This window comes from Kribbella sp. NPDC002412 (assembly GCF_053592935.1).
On the sequence record NZ_JBSFBL010000004.1, the window covers coordinates 170,837 to 196,288 of the forward strand.

27 protein-coding genes and 1 pseudogene are annotated in these 25,452 nt (G+C 69.7%); 7 read left to right on the forward strand and 21 right to left on the reverse strand.

Annotation, left to right across the window (positions count from 1 at the left end; genetic code table 11):
- Positions 1 to 41 precede the first annotated feature (41 nt).
- The 3 genes from ACWCOV_RS05110 to lysS all read right to left on the reverse strand — a co-directional run bounded on the left by ACWCOV_RS05110 (position 42) and on the right by lysS (position 5,070).
- Positions 42 to 2,582 carry an ATP-dependent Clp protease ATP-binding subunit gene (locus ACWCOV_RS05110; RefSeq protein ID WP_449827932.1) on the reverse strand — a complete coding sequence of 847 codons (2,541 nt, stop codon included), beginning with the start codon at positions 2,580 to 2,582 and terminating at the stop codon, positions 42 to 44.
- 349 nt (positions 2,583 to 2,931) lie between these two features.
- On the reverse strand, positions 2,932 to 3,261 hold the full coding sequence (locus tag ACWCOV_RS05115) for a histone-like nucleoid-structuring protein Lsr2 (RefSeq protein WP_449827933.1): 330 nt from the start codon (positions 3,259 to 3,261) through the stop codon (positions 2,932 to 2,934).
- 288 nt (positions 3,262 to 3,549) lie between these two features.
- Positions 3,550 to 5,070 carry a lysine--tRNA ligase gene (gene lysS / locus ACWCOV_RS05120; RefSeq protein WP_449827934.1) on the reverse strand — a complete coding sequence of 507 codons (1,521 nt, stop codon included), beginning with the start codon at positions 5,068 to 5,070 and terminating at the stop codon, positions 3,550 to 3,552.
- A 218-nt stretch (positions 5,071 to 5,288) separates the two neighbouring features.
- Here lysS and ACWCOV_RS05125 point away from each other — a divergent pair, with 218 nt between their 5' ends.
- Genes ACWCOV_RS05125 through ACWCOV_RS05135 form a run of 3 tightly spaced genes read left to right on the forward strand, consistent with a single transcriptional unit; the run spans position 5,289 to position 7,302 of the window.
- Positions 5,289 to 5,747, forward strand: a complete 459-nt coding sequence (locus tag ACWCOV_RS05125) for an NfeD family protein (RefSeq protein WP_449827935.1) — start codon at positions 5,289 to 5,291, stop codon at positions 5,745 to 5,747.
- Entirely contained in the window at positions 5,723 to 6,601 is an 879-nt protein-coding gene (locus tag ACWCOV_RS05130) for an SPFH domain-containing protein (protein WP_449827936.1), read from the forward strand. Before ACWCOV_RS05125 ends, ACWCOV_RS05130 begins: the two co-directional genes overlap by 25 nt.
- 47 nt (positions 6,602 to 6,648) lie before the next feature.
- Positions 6,649 to 7,302: a DedA family protein gene (locus ACWCOV_RS05135; RefSeq protein ID WP_449827937.1), complete on the forward strand. Its 654-nt coding sequence runs from the start codon at positions 6,649 to 6,651 to the stop codon at positions 7,300 to 7,302.
- Here the strand turns inward: ACWCOV_RS05135 and ACWCOV_RS05140 are convergent.
- A complete protein-coding gene (locus tag ACWCOV_RS05140) occupies positions 7,282 to 8,577 on the reverse strand; it encodes a hypothetical protein (RefSeq protein ID WP_449827938.1) in 1,296 nt (431 codons plus the stop codon). The genes ACWCOV_RS05135 and ACWCOV_RS05140 overlap by 21 nt on opposite strands.
- Before the next feature lie 135 nt (positions 8,578 to 8,712).
- On the opposite strand from ACWCOV_RS05140, the gene ACWCOV_RS05145 reads away from it, so the two are divergent.
- Positions 8,713 to 9,282 (forward strand): carboxymuconolactone decarboxylase family protein, encoded by a 570-nt coding sequence (locus ACWCOV_RS05145; protein WP_449827939.1) that lies wholly within the window; start codon positions 8,713 to 8,715, stop codon positions 9,280 to 9,282.
- Here the strand turns inward: ACWCOV_RS05145 and ACWCOV_RS05150 are convergent.
- The 7 genes from ACWCOV_RS05150 to ACWCOV_RS05180 all read right to left on the reverse strand — a co-directional run bounded on the left by ACWCOV_RS05150 (position 9,270) and on the right by ACWCOV_RS05180 (position 16,389).
- Complete coding sequence (locus tag ACWCOV_RS05150; RefSeq protein ID WP_449827940.1) at positions 9,270 to 10,703, reverse strand: multicopper oxidase family protein; 1,434 nt, start codon at positions 10,701 to 10,703, stop codon at positions 9,270 to 9,272. The genes ACWCOV_RS05145 and ACWCOV_RS05150 overlap by 13 nt on opposite strands.
- Before the next feature lie 38 nt (positions 10,704 to 10,741).
- Positions 10,742 to 11,194: a hypothetical protein gene (locus ACWCOV_RS05155; protein ID WP_449827941.1), complete on the reverse strand. Its 453-nt coding sequence runs from the start codon at positions 11,192 to 11,194 to the stop codon at positions 10,742 to 10,744.
- Between the two features lie 99 nt (positions 11,195 to 11,293).
- Positions 11,294 to 12,055, reverse strand: coding sequence for a type III pantothenate kinase (locus ACWCOV_RS05160; RefSeq protein ID WP_449827942.1), 762 nt, complete (start codon positions 12,053 to 12,055; stop codon positions 11,294 to 11,296).
- Positions 12,055 to 12,909, reverse strand: a complete 855-nt coding sequence (gene nadC / locus ACWCOV_RS05165; protein ID WP_449827943.1) for a carboxylating nicotinate-nucleotide diphosphorylase — start codon at positions 12,907 to 12,909, stop codon at positions 12,055 to 12,057. The genes ACWCOV_RS05160 and nadC overlap by 1 nt, the downstream gene beginning before the upstream one ends.
- Positions 12,902 to 14,566, reverse strand: a complete 1,665-nt coding sequence (locus tag ACWCOV_RS05170) for an L-aspartate oxidase (RefSeq protein WP_449827944.1) — start codon at positions 14,564 to 14,566, stop codon at positions 12,902 to 12,904. Before ACWCOV_RS05170 ends, nadC begins: the two co-directional genes overlap by 8 nt.
- A gap of 141 nt (positions 14,567 to 14,707) precedes the next feature.
- A complete protein-coding gene (gene panC / locus ACWCOV_RS05175; protein ID WP_360517653.1) occupies positions 14,708 to 15,535 on the reverse strand; it encodes a pantoate--beta-alanine ligase in 828 nt (275 codons plus the stop codon).
- Entirely contained in the window at positions 15,532 to 16,389 is an 858-nt protein-coding gene (locus ACWCOV_RS05180) for a Rossmann-like and DUF2520 domain-containing protein (protein ID WP_449827945.1), read from the reverse strand. The genes panC and ACWCOV_RS05180 overlap by 4 nt, the downstream gene beginning before the upstream one ends.
- A 79-nt stretch (positions 16,390 to 16,468) precedes the next feature.
- Between ACWCOV_RS05180 and ACWCOV_RS05185 the strand changes: the two genes are divergently transcribed.
- Both ACWCOV_RS05185 and ACWCOV_RS05190 read left to right on the forward strand, forming a co-directional pair.
- Entirely contained in the window at positions 16,469 to 17,020 is a 552-nt protein-coding gene (locus tag ACWCOV_RS05185; protein WP_449827946.1) for a 2'-5' RNA ligase family protein, read from the forward strand.
- Between the two features lie 194 nt (positions 17,021 to 17,214).
- Positions 17,215 to 17,655: pseudogene (locus tag ACWCOV_RS05190) on the forward strand (SAM-dependent methyltransferase); the annotation flags it as partial.
- A 107-nt stretch (positions 17,656 to 17,762) separates the two neighbouring features.
- On the opposite strand, the gene ACWCOV_RS05195 reads toward ACWCOV_RS05190, so the two are convergent.
- Entirely contained in the window at positions 17,763 to 19,190 is a 1,428-nt protein-coding gene (locus ACWCOV_RS05195; RefSeq protein ID WP_449827947.1) for a PH domain-containing protein, read from the reverse strand.
- Positions 19,187 to 19,675, reverse strand: a complete 489-nt coding sequence (locus ACWCOV_RS05200) for a PH domain-containing protein (RefSeq protein WP_449827948.1) — start codon at positions 19,673 to 19,675, stop codon at positions 19,187 to 19,189. The genes ACWCOV_RS05195 and ACWCOV_RS05200 overlap by 4 nt, the downstream gene beginning before the upstream one ends.
- A gap of 100 nt (positions 19,676 to 19,775) precedes the next feature.
- On the opposite strand from ACWCOV_RS05200, the gene ACWCOV_RS05205 reads away from it, so the two are divergent.
- A complete protein-coding gene (locus tag ACWCOV_RS05205) occupies positions 19,776 to 20,981 on the forward strand; it encodes an NADH-quinone oxidoreductase subunit D (RefSeq protein ID WP_449827949.1) in 1,206 nt (401 codons plus the stop codon).
- A 1-nt stretch (position 20,982) separates the two neighbouring features.
- Here ACWCOV_RS05205 and ACWCOV_RS05210 read toward each other — a convergent pair whose 3' ends face one another.
- From ACWCOV_RS05210 to folP, 8 genes are read right to left on the reverse strand one after another with little or no spacing between them, the layout of a single operon-like run.
- Positions 20,983 to 21,765, reverse strand: coding sequence for an inositol monophosphatase family protein (locus ACWCOV_RS05210; protein ID WP_449827950.1), 783 nt, complete (start codon positions 21,763 to 21,765; stop codon positions 20,983 to 20,985).
- A 23-nt stretch (positions 21,766 to 21,788) separates the two neighbouring features.
- A complete protein-coding gene (locus tag ACWCOV_RS05215; protein WP_449827951.1) occupies positions 21,789 to 22,187 on the reverse strand; it encodes a hypothetical protein in 399 nt (132 codons plus the stop codon).
- Positions 22,188 to 22,222: 35 nt separating this feature from the next.
- Positions 22,223 to 22,663 carry a hypothetical protein gene (locus ACWCOV_RS05220; RefSeq protein WP_449827952.1) on the reverse strand — a complete coding sequence of 147 codons (441 nt, stop codon included), beginning with the start codon at positions 22,661 to 22,663 and terminating at the stop codon, positions 22,223 to 22,225.
- A gap of 11 nt (positions 22,664 to 22,674) precedes the next feature.
- On the reverse strand, positions 22,675 to 23,199 hold the full coding sequence (locus ACWCOV_RS05225) for a DUF3180 domain-containing protein (protein ID WP_449827953.1): 525 nt from the start codon (positions 23,197 to 23,199) through the stop codon (positions 22,675 to 22,677).
- 2 nt (positions 23,200 to 23,201) lie between these two features.
- Entirely contained in the window at positions 23,202 to 23,759 is a 558-nt protein-coding gene (gene folK, locus ACWCOV_RS05230; RefSeq protein ID WP_449827954.1) for a 2-amino-4-hydroxy-6-hydroxymethyldihydropteridine diphosphokinase, read from the reverse strand.
- A complete protein-coding gene (folB, locus tag ACWCOV_RS05235) occupies positions 23,756 to 24,172 on the reverse strand; it encodes a dihydroneopterin aldolase (protein WP_449827955.1) in 417 nt (138 codons plus the stop codon). Before folB ends, folK begins: the two co-directional genes overlap by 4 nt.
- A complete protein-coding gene (locus ACWCOV_RS05240) occupies positions 24,169 to 24,657 on the reverse strand; it encodes a nuclear transport factor 2 family protein (protein WP_449827956.1) in 489 nt (162 codons plus the stop codon). Before ACWCOV_RS05240 ends, folB begins: the two co-directional genes overlap by 4 nt.
- The gene (gene folP, locus ACWCOV_RS05245) at positions 24,654 to 25,451 is read right to left on the reverse strand and encodes a dihydropteroate synthase (RefSeq protein ID WP_449827995.1); all 798 of its coding nucleotides are present in this window, start codon (positions 25,449 to 25,451) and stop codon (positions 24,654 to 24,656) included. Before folP ends, ACWCOV_RS05240 begins: the two co-directional genes overlap by 4 nt.
- Between the last annotated feature and the right edge of the window lies 1 nt (position 25,452).

A 25,452-nucleotide genomic window follows, 5' to 3' on the forward strand; every position in this document is an offset into this window, starting at 1 on the left:
CCGCGCGGTCTGCGCGGGGGCCTTCTGTGGGTTGGTGCGGGTTACGAGTCCTGCAGGCCCGTGGAACCGCCGGCCGTCAGGTCGGTCAGCTCCAGGTCGGGCGTGGTGGACTTCTGGTTGCCGACGAACGTGAAGTACTCGGCCAGGCCGTCCTCGTTCACCGTGCCCTCGGGAGCGACGTCGACCAGGACGATCTGGCCGGGCCGCAGCTCGCCGAACAGGATCTTCTCGGCCAGCACGTCCTCCACGTCGCGCTGCAGTGCGCGGCGCAGCGGGCGGGCGCCCAGGACCGGGTCGAAGCCCCGCTTGGCGACCAGTTCCTTGGCCGCCGGGGTGAGCTCGATGCCCATGTCCTTGTCCTTCAGCCGCTCCTCCACCTGCGCGACCATCAGGTCGACGATCTTCACGATCTCGTCCATGCCGTGCTGGTGGAAGACGACGATCTCGTCGACGCGGTTCAGGAACTCCGGCCGGAAGTGCTGCTTGAGCTCCTCGGTGACCTTCGCCTTCATCTTCTCGTACGAGCCGCCGGTGTCGCTGGCCTGGGCGAAGCCGAGGCTCACCGCCTTGGCGATGTCCTTGGTGCCCAGGTTCGTGGTCATGATGATCACGGTGTTCTTGAAGTCGACCACGCGGCCCTGGGCGTCGGTCAGGCGACCCTCGTCCAGGATCTGCAGCAGCGAGTTGAAGATGTCCGGGTGGGCCTTCTCGACCTCGTCGAACAGCACCACGCTGAACGGCTTGCGGCGCACCTTCTCGGTCAGCTGGCCACCCTCTTCGTAGCCGACGTAACCAGGAGGCGAACCGAACAGCCGGGACGCGGTGTGCTTCTCGGAGTACTCCGACATGTCGAGGCTGATCAGCGCGTTCTCGTCGCCGAACAGGAACTCGGTCAGCGCCTTCGACAGCTCGGTCTTACCGACGCCGGACGGGCCGGCGAAGATGAACGAGCCGCTCGGGCGGCGCGGGTCCTTCAGGCCGGCGCGGGTACGCCGGATCGAGCGGGACAGCGCCTTGACCGCGTCCTCCTGGCCGATGTACCGCTTGGCCAGCTCCTTCTCCATGTCGAGCAGCCGGGACGACTCCTCCTCGGTCAGCTTGAAGACGGGGATGCCGGTCGCGGTGCTCAGCACCTCGGCGATCAGCTCCTCGTCCACCTCGGCGACGACGTCCATGTCGCCGGCCTTCCACTGCTTCTCGCGCTCCGACTTGGCGTTGATCAGCTTCTTCTCGTCGTCGCGCAGGCTCGCGGCGCGCTCGAAGTCCTGCGCGTCGATCGCCGACTCCTTCTCCCGGCGCACGTTCGCGATCTTCTCGTCGAACTCGCGCAGGTCCGGCGGAGCCGTCATCCGGCGGATCCGCAACCGGGCGCCGGCCTCGTCGATCAGGTCGATCGCCTTGTCCGGCAGGAACCGGTCGGAGATGTAGCGGTCGGCCAGCTGCGCGGCCTGCACCAGGGCCGGGTCGGTGATCGTGACCCGGTGGTGCGCCTCGTACCGGTCCCGGAGGCCCTTGAGGATCTCGATCGTGTGCGCGATCGAGGGCTCGGCCACCTGGATCGGCTGGAACCGGCGCTCCAGCGCGGCGTCCTTCTCGACGTACTTGCGGTATTCGTCGAGGGTGGTCGCGCCGATCGTCTGCAGCTCACCGCGGGCCAGCATCGGCTTCAGGATGCTCGCCGCGTCGATCGCGCCCTCGGCCGCGCCGGCCCCGACGAGGGTGTGGATCTCGTCGATGAACAGCACGATGTCGCCGCGGGTGCGGATCTCCTTGAGCACCTTCTTCAGGCGTTCCTCGAAGTCGCCGCGGTAGCGCGAACCGGCCACCAGGGCGCCCAGGTCGAGGGAGTAGATCTGCTTGTCCTTCAGCGTCTCCGGGACGTCACCGCGGACGATCTGCTGGGCCAGACCCTCCACGATCGCGGTCTTGCCGACGCCCGGCTCACCGATCAGGACAGGGTTGTTCTTGGTACGGCGGGACAGCACCTGCATGACCCGCTCGATCTCGGTCTCGCGCCCGATCACCGGGTCGAGCTTCGATTCGCGGGCGGACTGGGTGTAGTTCCGGCCGAACTGGTCGAGCACCAGGGAGCTGCTGGGAGCACCTTCGGTGGCCCCGGCTCCGGCCGACGCCGTCTCCTTGCCCTGGTACCCGCTCAGCAGCTGGATGACCTGCTGCCGGACCTTGTTCAGGTCCGCTCCGAGCTTGACCAGGACCTGCGCGGCGACACCCTCACCCTCGCGGATGAGGCCGAGCAGGATGTGCTCGGTGCCGATGTAGTTGTGGCCCAGCTGCAGGGCCTCGCGCAGGGAGAGCTCCAGCACCTTCTTGGCGCGGGGGGTGAACGGGATGTGCCCGCTCGGTGCCTGCTGCCCCTGGCCGATGATCTCCTCGACCTGGGAGCGGACGGCCTCGAGCGAGATACCCAGGCTCTCGAGAGCCTTGGCGGCGACACCCTCACCCTCGTGGATCAGGCCGAGCAGGATGTGCTCGGTCCCGATGTAGTTGTGGCTGAGCATCCTGGCCTCTTCCTGAGCCAGGACGACTACCCGACGGGCGCGGTCCGTAAATCGTTCAAACATCGCCAAAGCGCTCCTTGCCTCAGAGGAGTCGGACGTGCCGTGTAGGCCGACCCCCGTACATGCATGCTAGTCCCCGGTGCCGACAGGCTCGCTCTCGGCGAACAAATGCTCACGGCTCGACCGGCGGCCGGGGAGGCATCACAAGGGAACAACCGCACAGATCACCAGCGTGTTCCCGCCCGGGGCGGATCGGCGAGCATGTTCGCCACCAGCGAATTCCTGGAGCTGCCTGCCGAGTCAGTCACCCACGGCCGAGTCGCACACACCTGACTGTCCACACTGTGAAACAACCGGAATGCGGACGGTCCCGGCACCCTCAACGGGGCCGGGACCGGCAGTCCGAGCGGAATTACTTGGCTTCGTTGTACGCCGCGCGCACCTCGGCGGAGATCCGGCCCCGCTCGCTCACGTCGTACCCGTTCTCCTTGGCCCAGGCCCGGATGTCCGCGGAGTCCGACGCCGACCGGCCACGGCCGCGCCCCCGGGCCGCGCCGCCGCGGCGGCCGGACACCCGGCGCCCGGCGCCGACGTAGCCGGAGAGGGCGTCGCGCAGTTTGGCGGCGTTCTTCTTCGACAGGTCGATCTCGTACGTCGTCCCGTCCAGCCCAAAGGTCACGGTCTCGTCGGCCTTACCACCGTCGAGATCGTCCTCGAGAACTACCTGCACCCTTTGCGCCATCGATGACAGTCCTTTCCGCGCCCGTCACCGGGCCGCAATCCCCCTGCCGTTTTGTTTGCACCTGATTTGTACCGCACAAACCGGGTTCGTGTCATTCACCGTCCACAATATGCGGGAAAGATGTGACTAAACCCTCCGGATCACGAGGGGTCCGAGCGACGCTGTGCAGCGGTCGTGACCTTGAGTATTCGCAGGCCCTGAAACCGGCTGGACCGGAATAATTCGGCCCCGGGATTCAAAGTGACAGTCCGTTGTGCTATGCAACGATCCTGCGACCGAATCGCGGAATCACTCCGGGCGCAGCAACGGGAACAGAATCGTCTCCCGGATACCGACCCCGGTGAACAACATCACCAGCCGGTCCAGGCCCATCCCCATACCACCGGCCGGCGGCATCCCGAACTCCATCGCGCGCAGGAAGTCCTCGTCCAGCTCCATCGCCTCGGGGTCGCCGGCGGCGGCCAGCAACGACTGCTCCACCAGGCGTTCGCGCTGGATCACCGGGTCGTTCAGCTCGGAGTAGGCCACTCCCAGCTCGACCCCGTTGATGATCAGGTCCCAGGCCTCGACCAGCCCCGGAATTTCCCGGTGCGGCTTCGACAACGGGCGCACGGACTCCGGATAGTCGCGCACATAGGTGGGCTGGATCAGAGTGTGCTCGACCAGCTTCTCGTACAACTCCAGCGCGATCTCACCGGCATTCCAGCCCGGCTGCAGCTCGACCTCGTGCTGCTCGGCGAGCTTGGTCAGCGTGGCCACGTCGGTGGTCTGGTCGACCGGCGTGCCGACCGCTTCGGAGACCAGCCCGAAAAGCGTCGCGTGCCGGAACGGCTGGTCCAGGTCGATGGTCGAACCGTCGCGCGCAGTGATCACGGTACGACCGATCGCCCGGGCCGCGTTCCGGATCAGCTCCTCGGTGAGTTCGGCCATCGAGTCGTAATCGCCGTACGCCTGATAGGCCTCGATCATCGAGAATTCCGCCGCGTGCGTGGAGTCCAGGCCCTCGTTGCGGAACGTGCGGCCGATCTCGAAGACCCGGTCGACACCGCCGATCATGGCCCGCTTCAGGTCCAGCTCGAGCGCGATCCGGAGCTTCATCTCCTGGTCGAACGCGTTCAGGTGGGTGGTGAACGGCCGCGCCGCGGCGCCGCCGTTGGTCAGCTGCAGCACCGGCGTCTCGACCTCGAGGAAGTCGTGCGAGTCGAAGGTCTGCCGCAGCGACTTCAGCACGGCGGCCTTGGCCCGGACCATCTCGCGGGCCTCGGCCCGGACGATCAGGTCGACGTAGCGGAGCCGGACCCGGGCCTCCTCGTTCAGCGGCTTGTGCTCGTTCGGGAGCGGGCGCAGCGTCTTGGCGGCCATCTGCCAGCCGGTCGCCTGCACCGACAGCTCACCGCGACGGCTGGTGATCACCTCGCCCTGGACGGCCAGCAGGTCGCCGATGTCCACCAGCGCCTTGAACCGGGCCAGCTCCTCCTCGCCGAGATCGGCCAGCGACAGCATCACCTGGAGCTCGGTCCCGTCACCCTCGCGGAGCCGGACGAAGCACAGCTTGCCGGTGTTGCGCAGGAAGATCACCCGGCCGGCCACGGACACCTGCTCGCCGGTCCGGGTGTCGGGCTCCAGCTCCTGGGCGTCGTACTTGGCCCGGAGGTCCTTCAGCAGGTGCGTGCGCGGCACCGAGATCGGGTACGGCGACACACCCTCCGCCAGCAGGCGGTCACGCTTCTCCCGGCGAACCCGCATCTGCTCGGGCAGGTCGTCCTGCCCGCTGTCGGGGTTCACCGGGTTCACGTGTGCGTCAGTCATGGCTCAAGGCTAGTGAGTGAGCACCTTTTCGGCCGAATCGATTGTTCCAGGAGCCGGCCGACGGCCGGGAGCGGCGTGGCGGGCGGCGGGTCAGCAGGCTGCCGGCCGTCGTACCGGCGGGGAAGCCGCCACAAGAAAGCTGAACCGTTAGGTCAACTTCGGCGTATCCGGAGGTACCTTCGAAAAGAGAGGTACTTTTCCGCCGCCGGGTGGTCGCCATGCAGTCCTGGTTCCTGTGGTTGATCCTCGCCGCCGTCCTCGGCACGGCCGAGTTGATGACGGCGACCCTCGATCTGCTCCTGCTCGCCGTCGCCGCGCTGGCCGCGGCCGGGGTGGCCGGCCTGGGGCTCGGGATCGGGTTGCAGCTGCTCGCCTTCGCCGTCACCGCCGCCGCGATGATCACGCTGGTCCGGCCGGTCGCCCGCCGGCACCTGATGTCGTACCCACAGCTGCGGTCCGGGGTGGCCGCCCTGGTCGGGCGCGAGGCCGTGGTGCTGCGCGAGGTCGGCCGGGAGCCGGGCCGGGTCCGGATCGGCGGCGAGGAGTGGAGCGCGCGGTCCTACGACCCCGACCTGGTCATCCCCGAAGGGACCACGGTCGACGTCTTCGCCATCGAGGGGGCCACCGCCCTCGTCCATCCCCGGGAGGATCCATGGCCGAAATCATCTTCGGGCTGATCGTCGCGCTGCTCGCCGTCGTGCTGGTGATCCGGACGGTCCGGATCGTGCCGCAGGCCCGGGCCAGCAACGTCGAGCGCCTCGGCCGGTACCTGCGCACCCTCGAGCCCGGCCTGAACATCGTCATCCCGTTCATCGACCGGCCCCGGCCGCTGATCGACCTGCGCGAGCAGGTGGTCTCGTTCGAGCCACGCTCGGTGATCACCGAGGACAACCTGGTCGTCCACATCGACACCGTGCTGTACTGCCAGGTCACCGATCCGCGGGCGGCGGCGTACGAGATCGCCAACTACATCCAGGCGATCGAGCAGCTGACCGTGACCACGCTGCGGAACGTGATCGGCAGCCTGGACCTGGAGAAGGTGCTGACCTCGCGCGAGCACATCAACTCCACCCTGCGCGGGGTGCTGGACGAGGCGTCCGGCAAGTGGGGCATCCGGGTGAACCGGGTCGAGCTGAAGGGCATCGAGCCGCCGCCGTCGATCAAGGAGTCGATGGAGAAGCAGATGCGGGCCGAGCGCGAGAAGCGGGCCGCGATCCTGGCCGCGGAGGGCCAGCGGCAGTCCCGGATCCTGACGGCCGAAGGCGACCGGCAGGCCGCGATCCTGCGGGCCGAGGGCCAGGCGAAGGCGATCGACACCGTGTTCGAGGCGATCCACCGCAACGACCCGGACCCGAAGCTGCTCGCCTACCAGTACCTGCAGATGCTGCCCGAGCTCGCCAAGGGCCCCGGCAACACCTTCTGGGTGATCCCGTCCGAGGTCACCGCGGCCCTGCAGAACGTGACCAAGGCCTTCAACGGCACGACCCCGGAGGTCAGCAACGGCAAGAACCCTGAAATCACCCCCGACTAGGGCCCTGAGCACCTAAATCGGTTGTCGGCGGGTGCAAACATGGAGGCATGGGGGAACTCGCGCTGGCGATCGCCGTCCCTGCGGGTGGGATGGCGATCGTTGCCTATCTGGTCGTCGGGCTGGTCATCGGGGTCGAGAGCATGGGGGTGCCGTTACCGGGTGAGACCACGCTGATCGCGGCCGCGCTGCTGGCCTCACAGGGACACCTGCGCCTGGAACTCGTGATCGGCGCGGCCGCCGCCGGGGCGATCATCGGTGACTCGATCGGCTACTACATCGGCCGCAAGGCCGGCCGCGGCCTGTTCGACCGGCTGGGCCGGCGGTTCCACCACTTCTCCGCGGACCGGATCGTCCGCGCCGAGAGGTACTTCCAGCGGTACGGCGTCTGGACCGTCTTCTTCGGCCGGTTCGTCGCGCTGCTGCGGATCTTCGCCGGCCCGATGGCCGGGACGCTGCGGATGCCCTACCCGCAGTTCCTGGCCGCGAACGCCGGCGGCGGGATCGCCTGGGCGACCACGATCGGGATCGTCGCGTACAACATCGGCGACAACGCGGACAAGATCTTCGGCCAGCTGTCGATCTGGGCCCTGGTCGTCCTGGTGCTGGCCGGCGTCGCGGCGTACACCTACTACAAGATCCGCCGCAAGCAGCCGGCGCCCGGGCCGGTGCCCGAGCCGGAGTCAGCGGACGTTCAGGGGTAGCTGCGGCGTGATGGTCCCGCCCATCGGCCGCCCGAACATCATCGCCCCGGGGATGACGAACCGGTACGAGAACGAGCCCGCCTGGGACGCCTTGAACAGCAGCGAGGCCTGGCCCTTGCGCATCGCCACCGCTTTGAGGTTGACCCACCTGCGGGTCTGCCGGTTCCAGGACTGCAGGACCACGGTCGTGTTCATCGTCGGCGTGACCGTCGTGTAGACCATCACGTTGTCGCCGCGCCGCTTGGCCGGACCGCCGACGAACCCGGCGGTCGCGACCCGGACCACGCTCTTGGTGTACACCGGCCGGTCGCTCGACGGACCGGTCAGCACGCCGAGGCGGGTGTACTCCGGCACGGTGATCTTGTACGGACGGCTCGGCCCGTTGACCATCGGGATGTCGTAGTGCCCGCCGGCGGTGGTCGAGCCGCGGGCCGCCGGGGTCCAGCGGGCCCCCGGGGTGACCTGGGTCAGCACCACCACCGGCACACCCGCCGGGGTGGCCCGTCGCTGGACGCACGGGTTCTCAGCCGGGCAGACCGTCTCCTGCAGGACGACACGACCCCGGACGTGCACCTGCACGCTGTACTGGGCCAGCGCCGGCACGACTCCGTTGACCGAGCTGGTCAGGCCGAGCACCTCACCGCCGAGCCGGGTGCTCCACTCGTTCTGCGCGCTGAGCTGGAACAGGTACGGCGGCTTGATGCTCTTGATCAGCTGCCGCGTCGACGTCGTCCCCGGGCCGATCGCCCGCATCAGCTCGCCCGGCCGCCCGATCATCGGCACGTAGCGCTGGGTCTTCGGGCCCTTCACGTCCAGCGGGTCGTTCGGGGTGAAGTCCTGCGGCGCCGCGGGCACCGTCCACTTCATCAGCACACCCCGGCCGATCGGGGTCGCGCTGGCCGCGCCCGGGCGGACCGGGCCGTCGGTGTCGAACACGTCCGAGCGCGCGACCTTGCTGGTCACCCCGCCCTGCGACGTCCCGGTGGCCACCGCGACCCGGTAGTTACCGTCCGGCGGGAAGACCGAGGTCGGGATGTCGAAGGTGTTCGGCTCGCCGGCCGGGATGTACTTCACGTACGACGGACTGCTGCTGAGCACACCCTCGATCGTGATCCGGTTCGGCGCGTTGTCGTCCTTCCAGCTCACCTGGACCGCGGTCCGGCCGTCACCGGCCCAGGAGACCGCGACGTCGGTCGGCATCGGATCCGACTGACAGGCGGTCAACGCCGTGGTGCCCACCAGCACCGCCAGCGCCACGGCGAACGAACGCCGCACTGCGACCACCTCGATTCAGCTGCCTCACAACCGACCCGGGTGAACCATACCCAGTACCAGGTACCCATCCCGCAGCGCCGTTGCCGGATCGGTATGCCGCATCTACCGTGAAAGTGCCACGGAGGGGGAACCGGCATGGCCTACATCGACTCGCCGTCGGACCAGGAATTCTTCGACAGCAACCGGGCACCGGCGGGCCACGTACCGAACTTCGTCAGGACCTTCGCCGCGCGGCCCGCGGTCTACGACGCCTGGAAGCAGCTCGCCGGGGCGATCAAGGCGTCCATGGACCAGCGCCGCTACGAGCTGGTCACGCTGGCCGTGGCGACCGCGCTGAAGTCGAGCTACTGCAGCCTCGCGCACGGCCAGATCCTGGCCGACAAGTTCTACACGTCCGAGGAGGTCGCCGCGCTGGTCGAGGAGCCGGCCCTCGATCCGGTCGACCGCGCGGTGATGGCGTTCGGCCGCAAGGTCGCGCTGGCCGCCGACACCGTCACCCAGGCGGACGTGGACGAGCTGAGGTCGGCCGGCCTGAGCGACGCCGACGTCCTCGACGTCACGGTCGCCGCGGCCGCCCGGTGCTTCTTCTCCAAGACCCTGGAGGCGACCGGCACCCCGCCGGACGCCGCCTTCAACACCCTGCCGGAGGCGCTCCGCCAGGCGCTCACCGTCGGCCGCCCGATCGAGCGGGCTCACTCCGGCTGATTGCTCGCCGACCCGCCGAGGTGGAACTTGGTGTTCACGCCGCTGTACATCAGGTGCGTCACCAGGCCCTGCGCCGCGTGCGGCAGGTTGTGGCAGTGGTCCATCCAGATGCCCGGGTTGTCCGCGACGAACGCGACCTCGTAGGACTCGTCGTCCTCGACGTTCAGCGAGTCGGTCCACCAGGGGCTGCCGGTGGCGGCGACCCCGTTCCGGCTCAGGACGACGACGTGGTGACCGTGCAGGTGCATGGGGTGGACCTGGCCGGAGGAGTTCTTGATCGTCATCCGGACCACGTCGCCCTCGGTCACCATGAACATCGGCACGTCCGGGTACTGGTGCCCGTTGATCGTCCACCACAGCCCCGGGCGCCCGTCCAGGAACCCGGGCCGCCGGCCGATGTCGTAGCGGAACACGCGGGTCGCCTTGGCCGGGTCGAACCCGAGCTCGCCCGGCTTGCCGTAGGACAACAGGTCGACCCGTTCCCGCGGCTCGGCGCCGGCCGGGGCGTTGCCCTCGCCGATCACCAGTGACGTCGGCCCACCGCCGAGCGCGATCCGGACCGCCGACCCCTGCGGCATTGTCACGAGCAGATCGACCCGGCCGCCCGCGGTGACCAGCACGGACTTGTCGCTCACCTCCGGAGGCGCGTTCACCTCGGTCCCGTCCACCGCCACCACTCGGTACGGCGCTCCGTCGACCCAGGCGGCCCACGGTCCGTTGTCGGTGTTGATCAGGCGGACGCGGACCGTCGATCCAGGTGCTGCCACCCGGCGTTCGCCGTACCCGCCGTTGACCGTGCGGACCTTGTCGTACGTGTGCACCGCGGCGACCACGTCGGCGGCCGTCGGTTCCACGATCAGCACGCCCCACAGGCCCTTCTTCACCTGCTCGTGGGACACCTGGTGGGAGTGGTACCAGTACGTGCCGACGTCCTTCGCGACGAACCGGTACACATGCGACTGCCCGCGCAACACCGCGTCCTGCGTGACCCCGGCGACACCGTCCTCAGCCGCCGGTACGTCGACGCCGTGCCAGTGCAGCGTGATCCCGTCGGGCACGGACTCGTTCTGCAGCGTCACCTGGACCAGATCGCCTTGCTTCGCGACGATCTCGGGCCCCGGGGACGTGTGGTTCAGGGTGATCCCGTCCATCGGGCCACGGCCGGGGATGTCGAACCGCTCCTGCCGGGCTACGAGATCCACGACCACGTCGGCCGGACCGGTCGGGCCTTTGAGCGTGCTGACGTCCTGGCCGTGATGGGCGTGCGTCGCCGGCCCGCCGCCGTAGTCGGCGAACCCCATCTCCATCGCGGACAGGTCCCCGGGCACCAGGCTGCGTTGCCAGAACCACGCGATCGGCGCCAGCACGACGATCGTCGCCAGCACCGCGATCGCAGTGCGGCGACGTGGCCGCCCGGCCATCAGCCCGCGGCCACGCGCACGTCAGTTGCCAACAGCATCTACCTGGCCGCCTCGGTCGGCGTCGCCGGCGTCTCCGCCGCGACTGCCGGCGGTGGGCCGGACGCCTTCCGTACGGCGACAGTCGCGGCCCAGAGCAGCGCGAAGGCGTTCAGACCGTGCAGCGCGCCGACCGCGGGGGCGCCGAAGAACGCGACGAAGGCCAGCGCGATCTGCAACGCGACCAGCCCGACAACGATCAGGGCCCACTTGATCCCGCCGGCCACCCGTGCGAAGAACGACACGATCAGCAACAGCAACGCGAGGGCCGGGATGACCATCATCCCGATCAGGCCGTGCATGCTCTGGCCGAAGTTGAACTCGGTGTTCTTGTCGATGACGGCGCCGTCGTCCAGGTCCTTGATGGCCGTGAACCACCCGAGCGCGACCGACATCGCCTGGAGCAGCACACCGATCGCGATCAGGCCCGCGAGTACGCGATAAACAGACTTCATATTTCCCCCCACCCCGGAAGTCGTTCACCTCATAGTGATCCCGGCCACATCAGCGCACAAGGGGTTTTGCCCGTTAGGGCATTTTTGGCACCTGGGGGTCTAGTTGTTGCGGGCAAACGCCCGGTACAGACCGTGCAGTGTCAGTAGCGGTTCGTTGCGGACCGGCGTCACCAGCTGCTCGGCGATCAGCGGAGCGAGCGCGCCGGTCAGCACCACCGGGGTCTCCGCGGCCAGCGACTGCTCGGCCCGGATCCGGGTGACCAGGCCGTCGACCAGCGCCGCGAAGCCGTGGATCGCTCCGGACTGCAAGGCCTCGACGGTGTTCTTCGCGACCACCGACCGCGGCCGGACCAGCTCGACCCGGCGAAGCTGCGCCGCCGCGTTGCCGAGCGCATCGGTCGCGGTTTCGATGCCAGGGGCAATCACTCCCCCGACGAAGGCGCCGGCCTCGGTGACCACGTCGATGGTGATCGCCGTGCCGACGTCGACGACGAGGCAGGGAGTGCCGTACAGGTGGACCGCGGCGAGCGCGTTGGCGATCCGGTCGGTGCCGACCTCACGCGGGTTGTCGACCAGCACCGGCAGCCCGGTCTTCACACCGGGCTCGACGACAACACTCGGTACGTCGTGGTAGTACCGGCCGACCACGTCGCGTAGCTCGTGCATCACGTGCGGTACGGCGGAGCACACCGCGATCCCGGACACCGGCGACTCACCGCTCAGCAAACCCTGCAGCAGTACAGCCCACTCGTCCGCCGTACGGCGGGGATCGGTGCCGACCCACCAGTGCCGCTTGACCGTGCCCTCGAAGACCAGGCCCACCAGGGTCCGGGTGTTCTCGACGGCCACGGCGAGCAGCATCAGGCCTCCTGCAGGTCCAGCGCGATGTCGAGCACCGGCGCGGAGTGCGTCAGCGCGCCGACCGCGAGATAGTCGACGCCGGTCTCGGCCACTTCCCGGGCCCGGTCGAGGGTCAGGCCGCCGGAGGCCTCGAGCTTCGACCGGCCGGCCACCTTCTCGACGGCTTCGCGCAGCGACGGGACGTCCATGTTGTCCAGCAGGATCAGCTCGGCGCCGGACTCGACCGCGATCAGCGCGTCCTCGACCGAGTCCACCTCGACCTCGACCGCGAGGTCCGGGTACGCCTTGCGGACCAGGCGGAACGCCTCGGCCACCCCGCCGGCCGCGATCACGTGGTTGTCCTTGATCAGCGCCGCGTCGGACAGGCCCATCCGGTGGTTCTTGCCGCCGCCGCAGCGTACGGCGTACTTCTCCAGCGACCGCATCAGCGGCATCGTCTTGCGGGTGTCCCGGATGACCGCGCCGGTGCCCTCGACCGCGTCCACCCAGCGCCGGGTCAGCGTGGCCACGCCGGACAGGTGGCACAGCAGGTTCAGCATGGTCCGCTCGGCGGTCAGCAGCTGCCGGGTCTTGCCGCGGATCGTCATCAGCACGTCACCCTTGGCGACGCGGGCGCCGTCGGTCACGGAGTACTCGAGCTCCACCTCGTCCGGGGCGGCCACCAGCCGGACCACCAGCTCGGCGATCTCCAGGCCTGCGACCACGCCGCCGGTCCGGGCGATCAGCTCGGCCACCGAGACCTGGTCCGCGTCGACCGTGGCCGTGGTGGTGACGTCCACCCCACCGGCGAGGTCCTCTTCGATCGTGGCCCGCACGAGGTCACTGACCCATTGCCGGTCGACAGTGTCATCCATGCCGGTCATTCTCCTCGGTTTCGTGCGGTACAAACGTCGTCCGCGGAACTGCCTGGCCGTTCTCGGCGGGCAGCGTCAGGTCCAGATTGCCCGACCAGTGGCGATCGTCGCGATCCGGGTGGTCCTCGCGCCAGTGCGAGCCGCGGCTCTCCTTGCGCTCGGTGGCGGCGGCGATCAGCGCGGACGCGACCGTGACCAGGTTGGTCGCCTCCCAGCCCGGTGTACCCGGCTCACCGGCCGGCTGCTCGATCAGCTTGCCGAGCGCGGCACCCGCCTCGGCCAGTCCGGCCGCGCTGCGGATCACGCCGGAGCCGACCGTCATCACCCGCTGCAACTCGGGTACGACGTCCGCGTCGACCAGACCGGGGACGCGGGTGTCCGGGGCCGCCTCGCGCAGCTCGGGCAGGCCGTGTTCGAGGTGCGCGGCGATTCGGCGGGCGAAGACGAGCCCTTCGAGCAGCGAGTTCGACGCGAGGCGGTTGGCGCCGTGCACGCCGGTGCAGGCGACCTCCCCGCAGGCGAACAGGCCAGGCACGGACGTCTCGCCGTTCAGGTCGGTCCACACACCGCCGGACGAGTAGTGGCAGGCGGGAGCGACCGGGATGAGTTCGCGGACCGGGTCGATGCCGTGCGAACGGCAGGAGGCCAGGATGGTGGGGAACCGCACCCGCCACTTCTCGTCGCCGAAGTGCCGGGCGTCCAGGTACACATGATCATTGCCGGTGGCAAGCATCTGCCGCATGATCGCCTTCGCCACGATGTCGCGCGGCGCCAGGTCGGCCAGCTCGTGCTGACCCTGCATGAACCGGTTGCCCTCGTGGTCGACCAGGAACGCGCCCTCGCCCCGGACCGCCTCGGACACCAACGGCTGCTGGCCTTTCGCGCTCTTGCCCAGCCACAGCACCGTCGGGTGGAACTGCACGAACTCCAGGTCGCGCACCTTCGCCCCGGCCCGCAACGCCAACGCCATGCCGTCACCAGTCGACACGCTGGGGTTGGTGGTGGCGGCGTACAGCTGGCCGATCCCGCCGGAGGCGAGGATCACCACCCGGCTACGGATCGCGCCGACGCCGTCCAGCTGGCCCTCACCCATCACGTGCAGGGTGACGCCGGCGACGGAGCCGTCCTCGGCGGTCAGCAGGTCGATGACGAGCGCGTGCTCGATCAGCCGGATGTCGTCGGCCCGCTTCACCGCGGCGACCAGCGCCCGCTCGATCTCCGCGCCGGTCGCGTCCCCGCCGGCGTGCGCGATCCGGTTGCGGTGGTGCCCGCCTTCGCGCGTCAGCGACAGATCGCCGTCGACGGTGTCGAACCGGGCGCCCAGGTCGATCAGGTCGCGGACGGCGTCCGGCCCTTCGGTGACCAGCGCCCGTACGGCGTCCGGGTCGCACAGCCCGGCGCCCGCGACGAGCGTGTCCTGGAGGTGCTCCTCGGGCGAGTCCTCCGGGCTGAGGGCGGCGGCGATCCCACCCTGGGCCCACTGGGTCGAGCCGGACGCGACCACGTCCTTCGTCACCACCAGCACGGAGCCGAGCTCACGGGCCTTCAGGGCAGCGGTCAGGCCGGCGATACCGGATCCGATCACCACCACGTCGACGGTGTCGGTCCAGCCGGGCTCAGGCGCGGCCAACCGTTGCGGGACAGCGGGACCGGTCACGGGGCCTCCCGGCCTGGGCTGAGGAGCGGAAGGAGCGAAGCGACTGGAGTGACGAGGGAAGGCCGGGAGCCAAAGCCCCGTGACCCGCCGCGCCGGAGGCGTGGCATCAGCACGGTCATCCCGCGACGGTATCAATCGATTTCATCGGAGCGTGATGGAAATGTTGTCAATGAGACGGGTGGTCCCGACTCGCGCGGCGATCAGCATCCGGGCCTCGCCGGGGCCGATCACCGGGCCGAGGTCCGGCGCCCGCAGGGCGAGGTAGTCGATCTTCACCGACGGGACCGCCTCCAGCTCCGCCTGGGCCGCGGCCATCACGGCGTCCGGGCCGTTCATCCCCGCCTTGGCGCCGGCGGTGAGCGCCCGGTACAGCACCAGCGCCTCGTCACGCTCGGTCTCGTCCAGGTACCGGTTGCGTGAGGACATCGCGAGACCGTCCGCCTCCCGGACGGTCGGCACCGGCACGATGTCGACGTCCCAGTCCAGGTCGCACGCCATCTCGCGGATCAGCGTCAGCTGCTGGTAGTCCTTCTCACCGAACAACGCCAGGTCCGGCGCGGTCAGGTGCAGCAGCTTCGCCACCACGGTGAGCACGCCGGAGAAGTGGCCCGGCCGGAACACCCCCTCGAGCTCGTCGGCCAGCGGACCCGGGTGCACGGTGATGGACGGCTCGTTCGGGTACAGCTCGTCGCGGGACGGGTTGAACACCAGGTCGACGCCCTCGTTCTTGGCGATCGCCAGGTCGCTGGCCAAGGTGCGCGGATAGCGGTCGAAGTCCTCGGACGGCCCGAACTGCAACGGGTTCACGAAGATGGTCAGGACGACGCTGCCGTCCGGGCCGACGCGTTCCCGGGCCTCGGCGAGCAGGGCCGCATGGCCTTCGTGCAGGGCGCCCATCGTCATCACGACCGCCCGGGGCCGGATCGCGGCCGCCGCCCGCAGCTCGGCCTTCGTCTGGGTGAGTCTCATCGCGGTGCCTCCCCTGTCCGATACCGCTCGCCTGGTTCCCCGTTCAGCACCTTCTGGAACCGTGCCGCCGTGTCCGGGTCCAACCGTCCGTCCGCCGCGGCCAGCTCGACCGTCGCCCGGGCCAGCTCGGCGTACGTGCTCGCCGTCCGGTCCTGCAGCCCGGCCAGGTGTGCCGCCACCGTGTCGACATCGCCCCGGGCGATGGGCCCGGTGAGCGCATGATGACCGGATCGCAGCGTGTTGTCGAGGGTTGCGGTCACCAGTGGCCGGAGTGTCGCGGCCGGATCCTGCACACCGGCCTCCCGCAGTACGGCGAGGGCCTGCGTGACCAGCGTTGTCAGGTGATTCGCGCCGTGCACGAGGCCGGCGTGGTAGTGCGCGCGTTGCTCGTCGGCCACCCACTGCACCTGCGCCCCGAGGGCCTTCACCAGCCGCTCGACCAGCTCTCTGGCCTGGTCCGGTGCCGTCGCCGTGAACATGGCGTCCTCCAGCCGCACAGCGCCGCCGGGGAACGTCATGGCCGGGTGCAATGCCACTGGGATCGCCTCAGACCCTTGCAGCGGCTTCAGGCCGTGTGCCCCGGACAGGTGTACGACGTACTGGCTGCTGGTCAGAGGCAGTTGCTGGACGACGTCCTCGATCAGGTCGTCGGGTACGGCGACCAGCACGACGTCGGCGCGGGTCGCGACCTCGTCGGCGGTCAGCACCGGCACATGGGGAAGAAGCCGGGCGGCGCGGTCACGTGACGCGCCGGACCGAGCGGTGACACCGACCAGGGGATGCCCGGCTGCCGCCAAGGCTGCTCCCAGGGCGGTTCCGGCCCGGCCGGCTCCGATCAAGCCGATCCGTTCCATACTCACTCTCTTCGTTCCAGTCCCACGGCGGGGTACCAGACGATCCAGCTTTCAGCGTAGGTGATGAGAGCATGCCGTGGTGAGCGATGCATGGGCTGCGAAGACCGGATTGTCCGCGATTCTGATCACAGTGCCCGAGCTGGCCGACTACACCGACCGCTGGCGCTCGGTGTCGCACTCGACGGCCCGTCCGCACGTCCCGTTGACCGAGCTGATCCCACCGCACGTCACCGTGCTGGTGCCGTGGGTCGACGAGCCGGGCGGTCTCGCCGTCCGGCGGCTCGAGGACGCGCTGTCGTCGTTCGAGCCGTTCGACCTCAGCTTCCCGACGGCCGGACAGTTCCCGAACGGCACGGCCTGGCTGCGGCCCGAGCCCTTCGACACCGTCCGCGCACTGCTGCTGGCGGTGTTCGAGGCATTCCCGGAGTGTCCGCCCTACGGCGGTGAGTTTCCGGACCCGCATCCGCACCTCACCATCTCGTCGGCCGCCCAGGGCGGGCCGGACGTCGTCGCCGAGGCGACAGAAGCGCTGGCTGCCGCACCTGCGCCCACTGTCCGGCTGACCGAGGTTGGGCTGTGGCGTGAAGGCGAGGACGGTGTCTGGCGGCAGATCGGCGCGGTTCCGTTGTGATCAGCTTCCGGGAGGGCTGGGAGAACGCGCTGTACGGCCCTGAGGGCTTCTACCGGCGAGAGCGGCCGGCTGCGCACTTCCGGACCTCTGTGCACGCGTCAGAGCTGTTCGGCCGTGCGCTGGCGCGGCTGGCTCGCGCGGTGGGCGCATCGGAGGTCGTCGACATCGGCTCGGGGTCGGGTGAGCTCGGCAAGGTGCTGCGGTCCGAGGGCCTGACGGTCGTCGAGTTGGAGCTGGACGACGAACTGCCTGCATCCATCACCGGTCTGGCAGTCGCCAACGAGTGGCTGGACAACGTGCCGTGCGAGCTCGCCGAGCTGGACGAGGACGGCGTACCGCGCTATTTGCTGGCCGACCTGTCGTTGGGTGCGGTTGTCTCGGGCAACGATCTGCAGTGGCTCGAGGAGTGGTGGCCGCTGCAGGAGCCAGGAGATCGGGCGGAGATCGGCCGGGCTCGCGACCTGGCGTGGGCATCGGTGGTGGAGCGACTTGCCGAGGGCGGGATGGCGGTCGCGATCGACTACGGGCACGAGCGGGCAGGGCGACCGCCGTACGGGACTGTCACGGGCTTCCGGGACGGCCGCGAGTGTGACCCGGTGCTGGACGGCTCCTGCGACGTGACGGCGCATGTCGCGCTGGACTCGCTGGGTGGATCGCTTGTGCTGCAAAGGGACGCGTTGCGGGCGCTGGGCGTGAGCGCGTCCCGTCCGAGCCTCGTGCTGGCTCAGACGGACCCACTGCGCTACGTGGCCGAGCTGTCGTCGGCTGGTGAGGCTGCGGAGTTGCTGGACCCTTCCGGACTCGGCGGGTTCGGGTGGGTCTGGACAGCAATCGGCGAAGGCACCGTACGACGAGCCTCGCGAGCCCTGTCCGCCTGAGCCTCCAGCAGCTGCCCGGCCTCGAACTGGTCCCGGTGCAGCGCGATGGCATCGGTCGGGCCGAGTGGCGTGTCCACGTGCACGTTTGCCAAGCCCAGCCGCCGCTGCAACGGCCCCTGCTCCAGCCGCACCGACTGCGTCTTGTGGTGCAGGACGATCGACGTACGGCGGCTCACCCAGCCGCGCGTGGTCACGAGCACCTGCCCGTCGAAGCCGTACGACAGGTAGCGCCAGCCGATCGGACGCAGCCACTTGGCCCGCTCCGGTGCCTGGTGCATCTGGATCTGGGCGAGGTCCAGGCCGGGCAGGATGCGGGCCAGCACGAAGGCCACCTCGCCACGGTCCCCGACCGGCAGGAGCTGTGCGCCCTCGCGGTCGTCCTCGCCCTCGGCGGGGTTGCCCGCGACGCCGGCGATGTCCAGGTCCACGCGGGACCAGCCCAGCAGCCGCCAGATGATCGGCTCGGTGATCAGCAGGCCCTGCACGCGACCAGGCGGGACAGTCTGCCGCTGGACGTCGAACAGGCCACGCTTGGTGCGCAGCCCGTCGTGGCTCTCCGACAGCGTGAAGCCGTGGTTGCCGACGACCTGCTTCCAGATCGGCTGCACGACACCGAGCAGCAGCGGCAGACCGGCGAACAGACCGATGTGGAATTCCAGCACGGTGGTGGCGATGATCAGCCAGACCAGACCGCCGGCACTCGCGATGACTGTCGAGGACAGCAGGGTCGCCCCGAGCAGGCGGTTCGTCGGGACGGTCAGGATCGGTTCCGGCTCGGGCTGCTGGGCGGAGTGCTCGACTGCGTGCTCGCCCTTGGCCCGGACCAGCAGGATCGTGCGCAGCTTCACGGCTTCGTCGAACGTGAAGTAGCTGAGCTTGCCGTCGCTCTTGCCGCCGCCGGCCACGTCCATCCGCAGCTCGGCCATCCCGAACAGCCGGGCGACGAACGGCTGCGCGACGTCGATCGCCTGGATCCGGTCGAACCGGATGATCCGGGTCCGGCGGAACAGGAACCCGCTGTCCACCCGGATCGCGTCGTCGGTCAGCTGCCACTTGGTGAACCACCACGACAGCGCGCCGAGCAGGATGCCGCCGACCAGCACCGCGACCAGCCCGAAGCCGGCCAGCGTCAGGTTGCTGCGCAGGCTCTCGTTGTTCACCATCGCGATCGCCGCGACGACGAAGTACCCCCAGCCCTTCACGAACGGGGTCAGCGGGTGCAGCCGCGCACCGGACGGCTCCGGTGGCGGCTGGACGGGTGGCGCCTGCACAGGCTGCGGCTGCTCGGTCACAGGCCCCACGCCTGAGCCTGGCCGAGGGCGGAGAGGCGGTCCCGCAGGCGGCTCGCCTCGTCCGGGTGCAGCCCGGGGATCTTCGCGTCAGTGGCCGGAGTCGCGGTGTGCAGCTCCACCGTCGCGATCCCGAACGCCCGCTCCAGCGGCCCGGCCGTCACGTCCACGAACTGCATCCGCCCGTACGGCACCACCACCAGCTCGCGGAACATGATCCCGTGGCTGACCAGCAGCTCGTCCTCGCGCTCGGCGTACTTCCAGGACCGCTGGTTCCGCCCGATCAGCGCCCACGACCAGCCGAATCCGGCCGCGAACACGACCAGCGCCAGGACGCCGTACACCCAGCCCAGCGTCAGCCCCAGGATCAGCAGGGCCGCCAGTCCGAGCACACCGAACGTGATCGCCGCGTTCACCCGCCGGACCGACGCCAGCTTCGGCGAGACCGGCGTCCAGCTGACATCCGAGGGTGCGAAGAGGTCATCCACGCACCAAGCCTGTCACGAAAGTGCGCCGTGGGTGGTGCAGGTTGAGTGCTGCTGGCGTCCAGGCAGCGCCAAGCTGCGCCGCCCACGGCACACTAGGGTCATGAGTACCGAACGAGTGGTGGGTATCGGCGCGGGGGCGGCCGGATTCGACCCTGCGTACGAGCGGGGCGGGACCGGGACCGGCTCGGAGCTGGCGACCACGGACATGGTGCTCAACATCGGCCCCCAGCACCCGGCGACGCACGGCGTGCTGCGGCTGCGGCTGACCCTGGACGGTGAGCGGATCGTCGGCTGCGAGCCGATCGTCGGCTACATGCACCGCGGCGCGGAGAAGCTGTTCGAGGTCCGCGACTACCGCCAGATCATCGTGCTGGCGAACCGGCACGACTGGCTGTCCGCGTTCAGCAACGAGCTCGGGGTGGTGCTCGCGGTCGAGCGGATGATGGGCCTGGAGGTCCCGGTCCGCGCGGTCTGGCTGCGCACGCTGCTGGCCGAGCTGAACCGGATCCTCAACCACCTGATGTTCCTCGGCTCCTACCCGCTCGAGCTCGGCGCGATCACCCCGGTCTTCTACGCGTTCCGCGAGCGCGAGACCCTGCAGGCGGTGATGGAGGAGCTGTCCGGCGGCCGGATGCACTACATGTTCAACCGGGTCGGCGGCCTCAAGGAGGACCTGCCGTACGGCTGGCTCGGCCGCGCCGCGGCCGCCTCGGCCGCGGTCCGCAAGCGGCTGCCGGACATCGAGGACATTGTCATGGGCAACGAGATCTTCCGGGCCCGGACCGTCGGCGTCGGCCGGCTCTCCCCCGAGCTGGTCGCCCAGTACGGCGTGTCCGGCCCGATCGCCCGCGCCTCCGGCGTCGACGCCGACCTCCGCCGCGACGAGCCCTACCTCGCGTACGACGAGTTGCTGCGCGACGGCGTACTCCGGGTCGTCACCCGGCCGGACGGCGACTGCTTCTCCCGGTTCTGGGTGCTGCTCGAGCAGGTCAAGGTGTCGCTGGACCTGGTCGACGCCTGCATCGGCAAGCTGTCGGCGCTGCCCGCCGGGCCGGTGAACGTGCGGCTGCCGAAGATCCTCAAGGTCCCCGAAGGCCAGACCTACGCGTGGACCGAGAACCCGCTCGGGATCAACGGCTACTACCTGGTCTCCCGCGGCGACAAGACGCCCTGGCGGCTGAAGCTGCGGTCGGCGAGCTTCAACAACATCTCGGCCCTGCCCGCGCTGCTGCCCGGCACCGTCATCCCCGACATGATCGCCATCCTCGGCAGCATGTTCTTCGTGGTCGGGGACATCGACAAGTAGGTCAGCCGGTCGCCTGGGTGATGAGCTCCAGGACCGGCTCGCGGATCCCGGCCGCGACGGCGAAGGTGCCGCGCGACTCCGGGCTGTGGTCCGAGCCGTCCAGGTCGAGGACGACGACCCCTGCCTCGCGGGCGATCGCCACGCCGGCCATCGTGTCCCAGGGCTTGTTGGAGAACATCACCATCGCGTCGAAGTGCCCGGCCGCGACCCAGGTCAGCGCGGTGGCCGCCGTACCGATCATCCGGATCCGCTGCACCCGCGGGTAGAGCAGCTGGGTCAGTGCCAGCCGCTCCGCGTTCTGGGCGGCCGCGTCCGGGCCGACGGCAAAGTCGCCCACGGCAACCAGCGCGTCGGCGAGCCGGGTGCACTCACTGCCCCGGATCGGCGTGCCGTTGCAGGTCGCGCCGAGCCCTTCGGCGGCGGCGTACCTGGTCCGGAGCGCCGGGTGGTCGATGACGCCGGCGATCGCCCGGCCCTCGTGGATCAGGCCGAGCGAGATCCCCCACAGCGGGGCCCCGTGGACGAAGTTCACCGTCCCGTCGATCGGGTCGAGGACCCACCGGGTGCCGCCGGTCGCGCCACCCTCCTCCTCGCCCAGCACCCCGATGCCGGGCGTCTCCCGCTCCAGGAACGCCCGGACCGCGCGCTCGACCGCGAAGTCCACCTCGGAGGCCATGTCCCGGTCCCCCTTGGACGTCAGCTCCCCCGGCGCCCGGGTGTCGGTCACCTTCCGGCCCTCGTCGACGGCGGCCTCGGCGACCTTCAGCAGTTCGGAGATATCCACAGGTCAGAACCTACGCGACCTCCTCAAGCCGGGTCAGGCGAGTCCGATCTGCGGCGCCAGGACCGAACCGCCGTGAAGACACCGGCCGCCAGCACCCCCGCGGCCGCGGCCTGGCCGGCCTTGCGGCGGCAGCCGACGCTGCGGCACTCCGGGATCGGGTACGGCTGGCCCGGGTTCAGCTCGTGCGTCTCGTCGGCCGAGACGTAGGCGGCGGACGCCGGGTAGTCCCAGCCGTCCGGGTTGAGCAGCCGGTACCAGTACGCGTCGTTCCACGCCTCCCGCAGGCAGGTCACATTCACCGACGGTGACTCGTACGGCGTTGGCCCGAGCCGGCCGATCGGGAAATGGTCCTGGTCGTAGACCGTGACGTGCCCGTTCGGGTCGTTCATCGTCACGGCCGGATAGTTCGCGTCCAGCCCCATGGACATCACCCCCACACCGCAGTATGGGCGCGGAGTCAGGACGCGGCCAGACCTCGCAGCTTGAGGTCGACGACGGTCGGGGCGTCGGCCTGGGAGTGTTTGTCGCCGGCGGCAACGACCGTGGCGACCTCCTGGTCGATCTTGTCCAGCCGCTGGTCGATCTTGTCCAGCCGGCGCTGCATCAGGTCGACGAACTCGGCGTTCTCGACCACTCGGGCACTGGTGATCCGGGAGTACTCCTGGGCCACCTGGGCGCGTTCCTCGGAGTGGGCCAGGCGTTCGACCAGGAGCTGGTGGCGGACCAGCAGTGAGGCGCCGACGGCGACCAGGACGGCGACGACGGCGGCCGCGCGCAGAATCCACTGGTTCTGCGAGAACAGGGCGATCGAGACGCCCACGCAGACGACCACCAGCAGTGAGTTGGCGACGGCGAGAACAGTGGCCCTGGTTCGACGGCGGTTACCCCTTGAGCCCATGGGTCGCCATGTTAGGGGGTGTCGTCCGGGTCCTCGGGAATACGACACGCGCGTTCGAGCAACAATCCGGCCGTGACGACCAGCACTGAGACCACGGCCGCGGCACCGGCCATGATCACACGGTTACGAGGCCCTGAGGAGCCCACCGCTTCCAGGAAGGATAACGCGAACCCTGCGTAGACACCGGTGCACAACGCGCCGACGAATGCGCTCGCCTTGCCGATCAGCAGCAGGAACACCGCGCGGGACGGCTCGACCCGTTCCCGCCGTACCTGGATCCGCTGGTGGGTGTTGCGGGCGGCGACGAACAGCAGCGCGGCCAGGAAGGCCCACGCGACCAGCGTCAGCCAGGACACCGCGGGCGCCACCCCGCCGCCGGACTCGATCGCCTGGACCATGGTCAGCCCGATCGCCGCCCCGAGGACGGCGATCGCGACCAGCAGCCAGCGCGAGGTCGGCCGGACCGAACCGGGGCGCGGCGGCTCCTTGCCAGGCCCGTTGCCGGGCGCCCGGCCGGACTCGGGACCGCCGGACACCACTACTGCAGCTCGATGTCGAGCTTGGTCACGCCTTCGGAGCCGACCTTGGCGAGCAGTTCGCTCACCGGGCCCCGGCCGGGCAGCACCGCGTCCGGCTCGATGTCCAGCCACGGCGCCAGCACGAACGCGCGCTCGTGCGCCCGCGGGTGCGGAACGGTCAGCTCCTCGGACTCGATCGTCTTCTGGCCGTAGGTGATCAGGTCGACGTCCAGCGTCCGCGGCGCGCCCGGCACGCTGCGCTCGCGGCCGAACGCCTGCTCGATCGCGTGCGCGCGGTCCAGCAGCATCTCGACCGGCAGCGTGCTGTCGGCGAGCAGCACGATGTTCAGGTACGGACCGGACTCCTCCGGCCCGCCGATCGGCTGGGTCTCGTAGACCGGGGAGACCTCGACCACGACCACGTCCGGGGTGTCCCGCAGCGCGTCGACCGCGCCCTGCAGGTTCGCTTCCCGGTCGCCGAGGTTGCTGCCGAGCGACAGGATCACCTGGCGGATCGGCTTGAGGCCACCGCTCAGGGTGTCCGCGTCGATGACGTGGGGACTAGGGGTCTCAGTCACGAGGATTCTCCGGCTCTGCGCTGCACGGTCAGGACAACGTCGTCGAACGGCACCGTGATCGGCGCCGAGGGTTTGTGGATCGTCACCGCGGTCGCCGTCACCCGCCGGTCGGCGAGGCACAGGTCCGCGATGCGCTGGGCGAGGGTCTCGATCAGGTCCACCGGGTCACTCTCGATCGCCTTGTGCACCTGCTCGGCCACCACCCCGTAGTTCACGGTGTCGGCCAGGTCGTCGGAGGCCGCGGCGGGCCGGGTGTCCAGCTCCAGCCGGACGTCCACGACGAACTCCTGCCCGTCGGCCCGCTCGTGCTCGAAGACACCGTGCCGCCCGAAACCGCGGATGCCACGGATCTCGATCACGTCGGCAGGAGGTGGAGCGCTGTGTTGAATGGTGACCTCGCTCCGCTCGCTCACGGCGCCTCCTCCTGTCGGCCCCCAGACGACGACAGTACCGGGGAGGCATGGTGGATCCACAACCGCCAGCCGGACGAAGTTCTGCGGAAGACGTTCGTGGCCAGCGCCTTGCCCCCGGCGAACCCCTCCTCGGGAGCGCCCTCCCCCGACGACAGGACATTCTCCGTACACGTGACGTAAGCCACGTCTTCATCCACCCGTACCTGGACATCGGTCAGGAAGAACTGGATGTACGGCGTGTTCGCGAAGATCATCGCCCAGGCCCGCATCATCTCCGAGTACCCGGAGATCGCCGCGTTCCCCGGATGGATGCAGACCGGGTCCGGCTCCGGCAGCCAGACTGCCGCCATCAGGTCCAGGTCGCCGGCCTCGAACGCGTTGTAGAACGCGGTGTTGGCGGTCAGCACGACGTCCTCGACCGTGGCGCCGCGCGCACCCTCACCGTTGGTGCCGTGCCGCGGACCGCCGCCGGTTCCGTCCGTCATACCGTTCCCCATCTCTTCGCCACCCGGACCGCGTCCGCGCTGGGCGCCACCGCGTGGGCCCGGACACACCAGGCTCCCGCTGCGGCGGCCAGGGCGGAAACAGCCGCGCTCGCGTCGTCTCGTCGTACGGCCGGTCTGGGTTCACCGGTCTGCTCGTCGGCGAGCAGCCTACCGAGGAACGTCTTCCGGGACGCACCGATCAGCAACGGTCTACCCAGTACGGCGAATTCCCGCAGCCGGCGCAGAATCTCCCAGTTGTGGTCCGCGTTCTTCGCGAAACCGAGCCCGGGGTCGAGGGCGACCCGGCTCAGGTCGAGGCCGGCCCGGCGCATCACGTCGATCCGCTCGGCGAGCTCGGCGATCACCTCGGCGACCACGTCGTCGTACTCGGCCTTGTTCTGCATGTCGATCGAGTGCCCGCGCCAGTGCATGCAGACGTAGGGCGTACGGCGTTCGGCCACCAGCGGGAGCATGTCCGGGTCGGCCTGGCCGCCGGACACGTCGTTGATCATCACCGCGCCGGCGTCGAGCGCGAGCTCGGCCACGTTGGCGCGCATCGTGTCGACCGAGATCAGCGCGCCTTCGGCCGCGAGCGTCTCGATCACCGGGAGCACCCGGCGGATCTCCTCCTCCGGGGCCGGCCGCTCGGCGCCGGGGCGAGTCGACTCCCCGCCGACGTCCAGCAGGTCGGCGCCCTCGGCCAGCAGCTCCCGCCCGTGCTTGATCGCGGCCGCCGGCTCGTACCACTCCCCGCCGTCGGAGAACGAGTCGGGCGTGACGTTGACAACACCCATC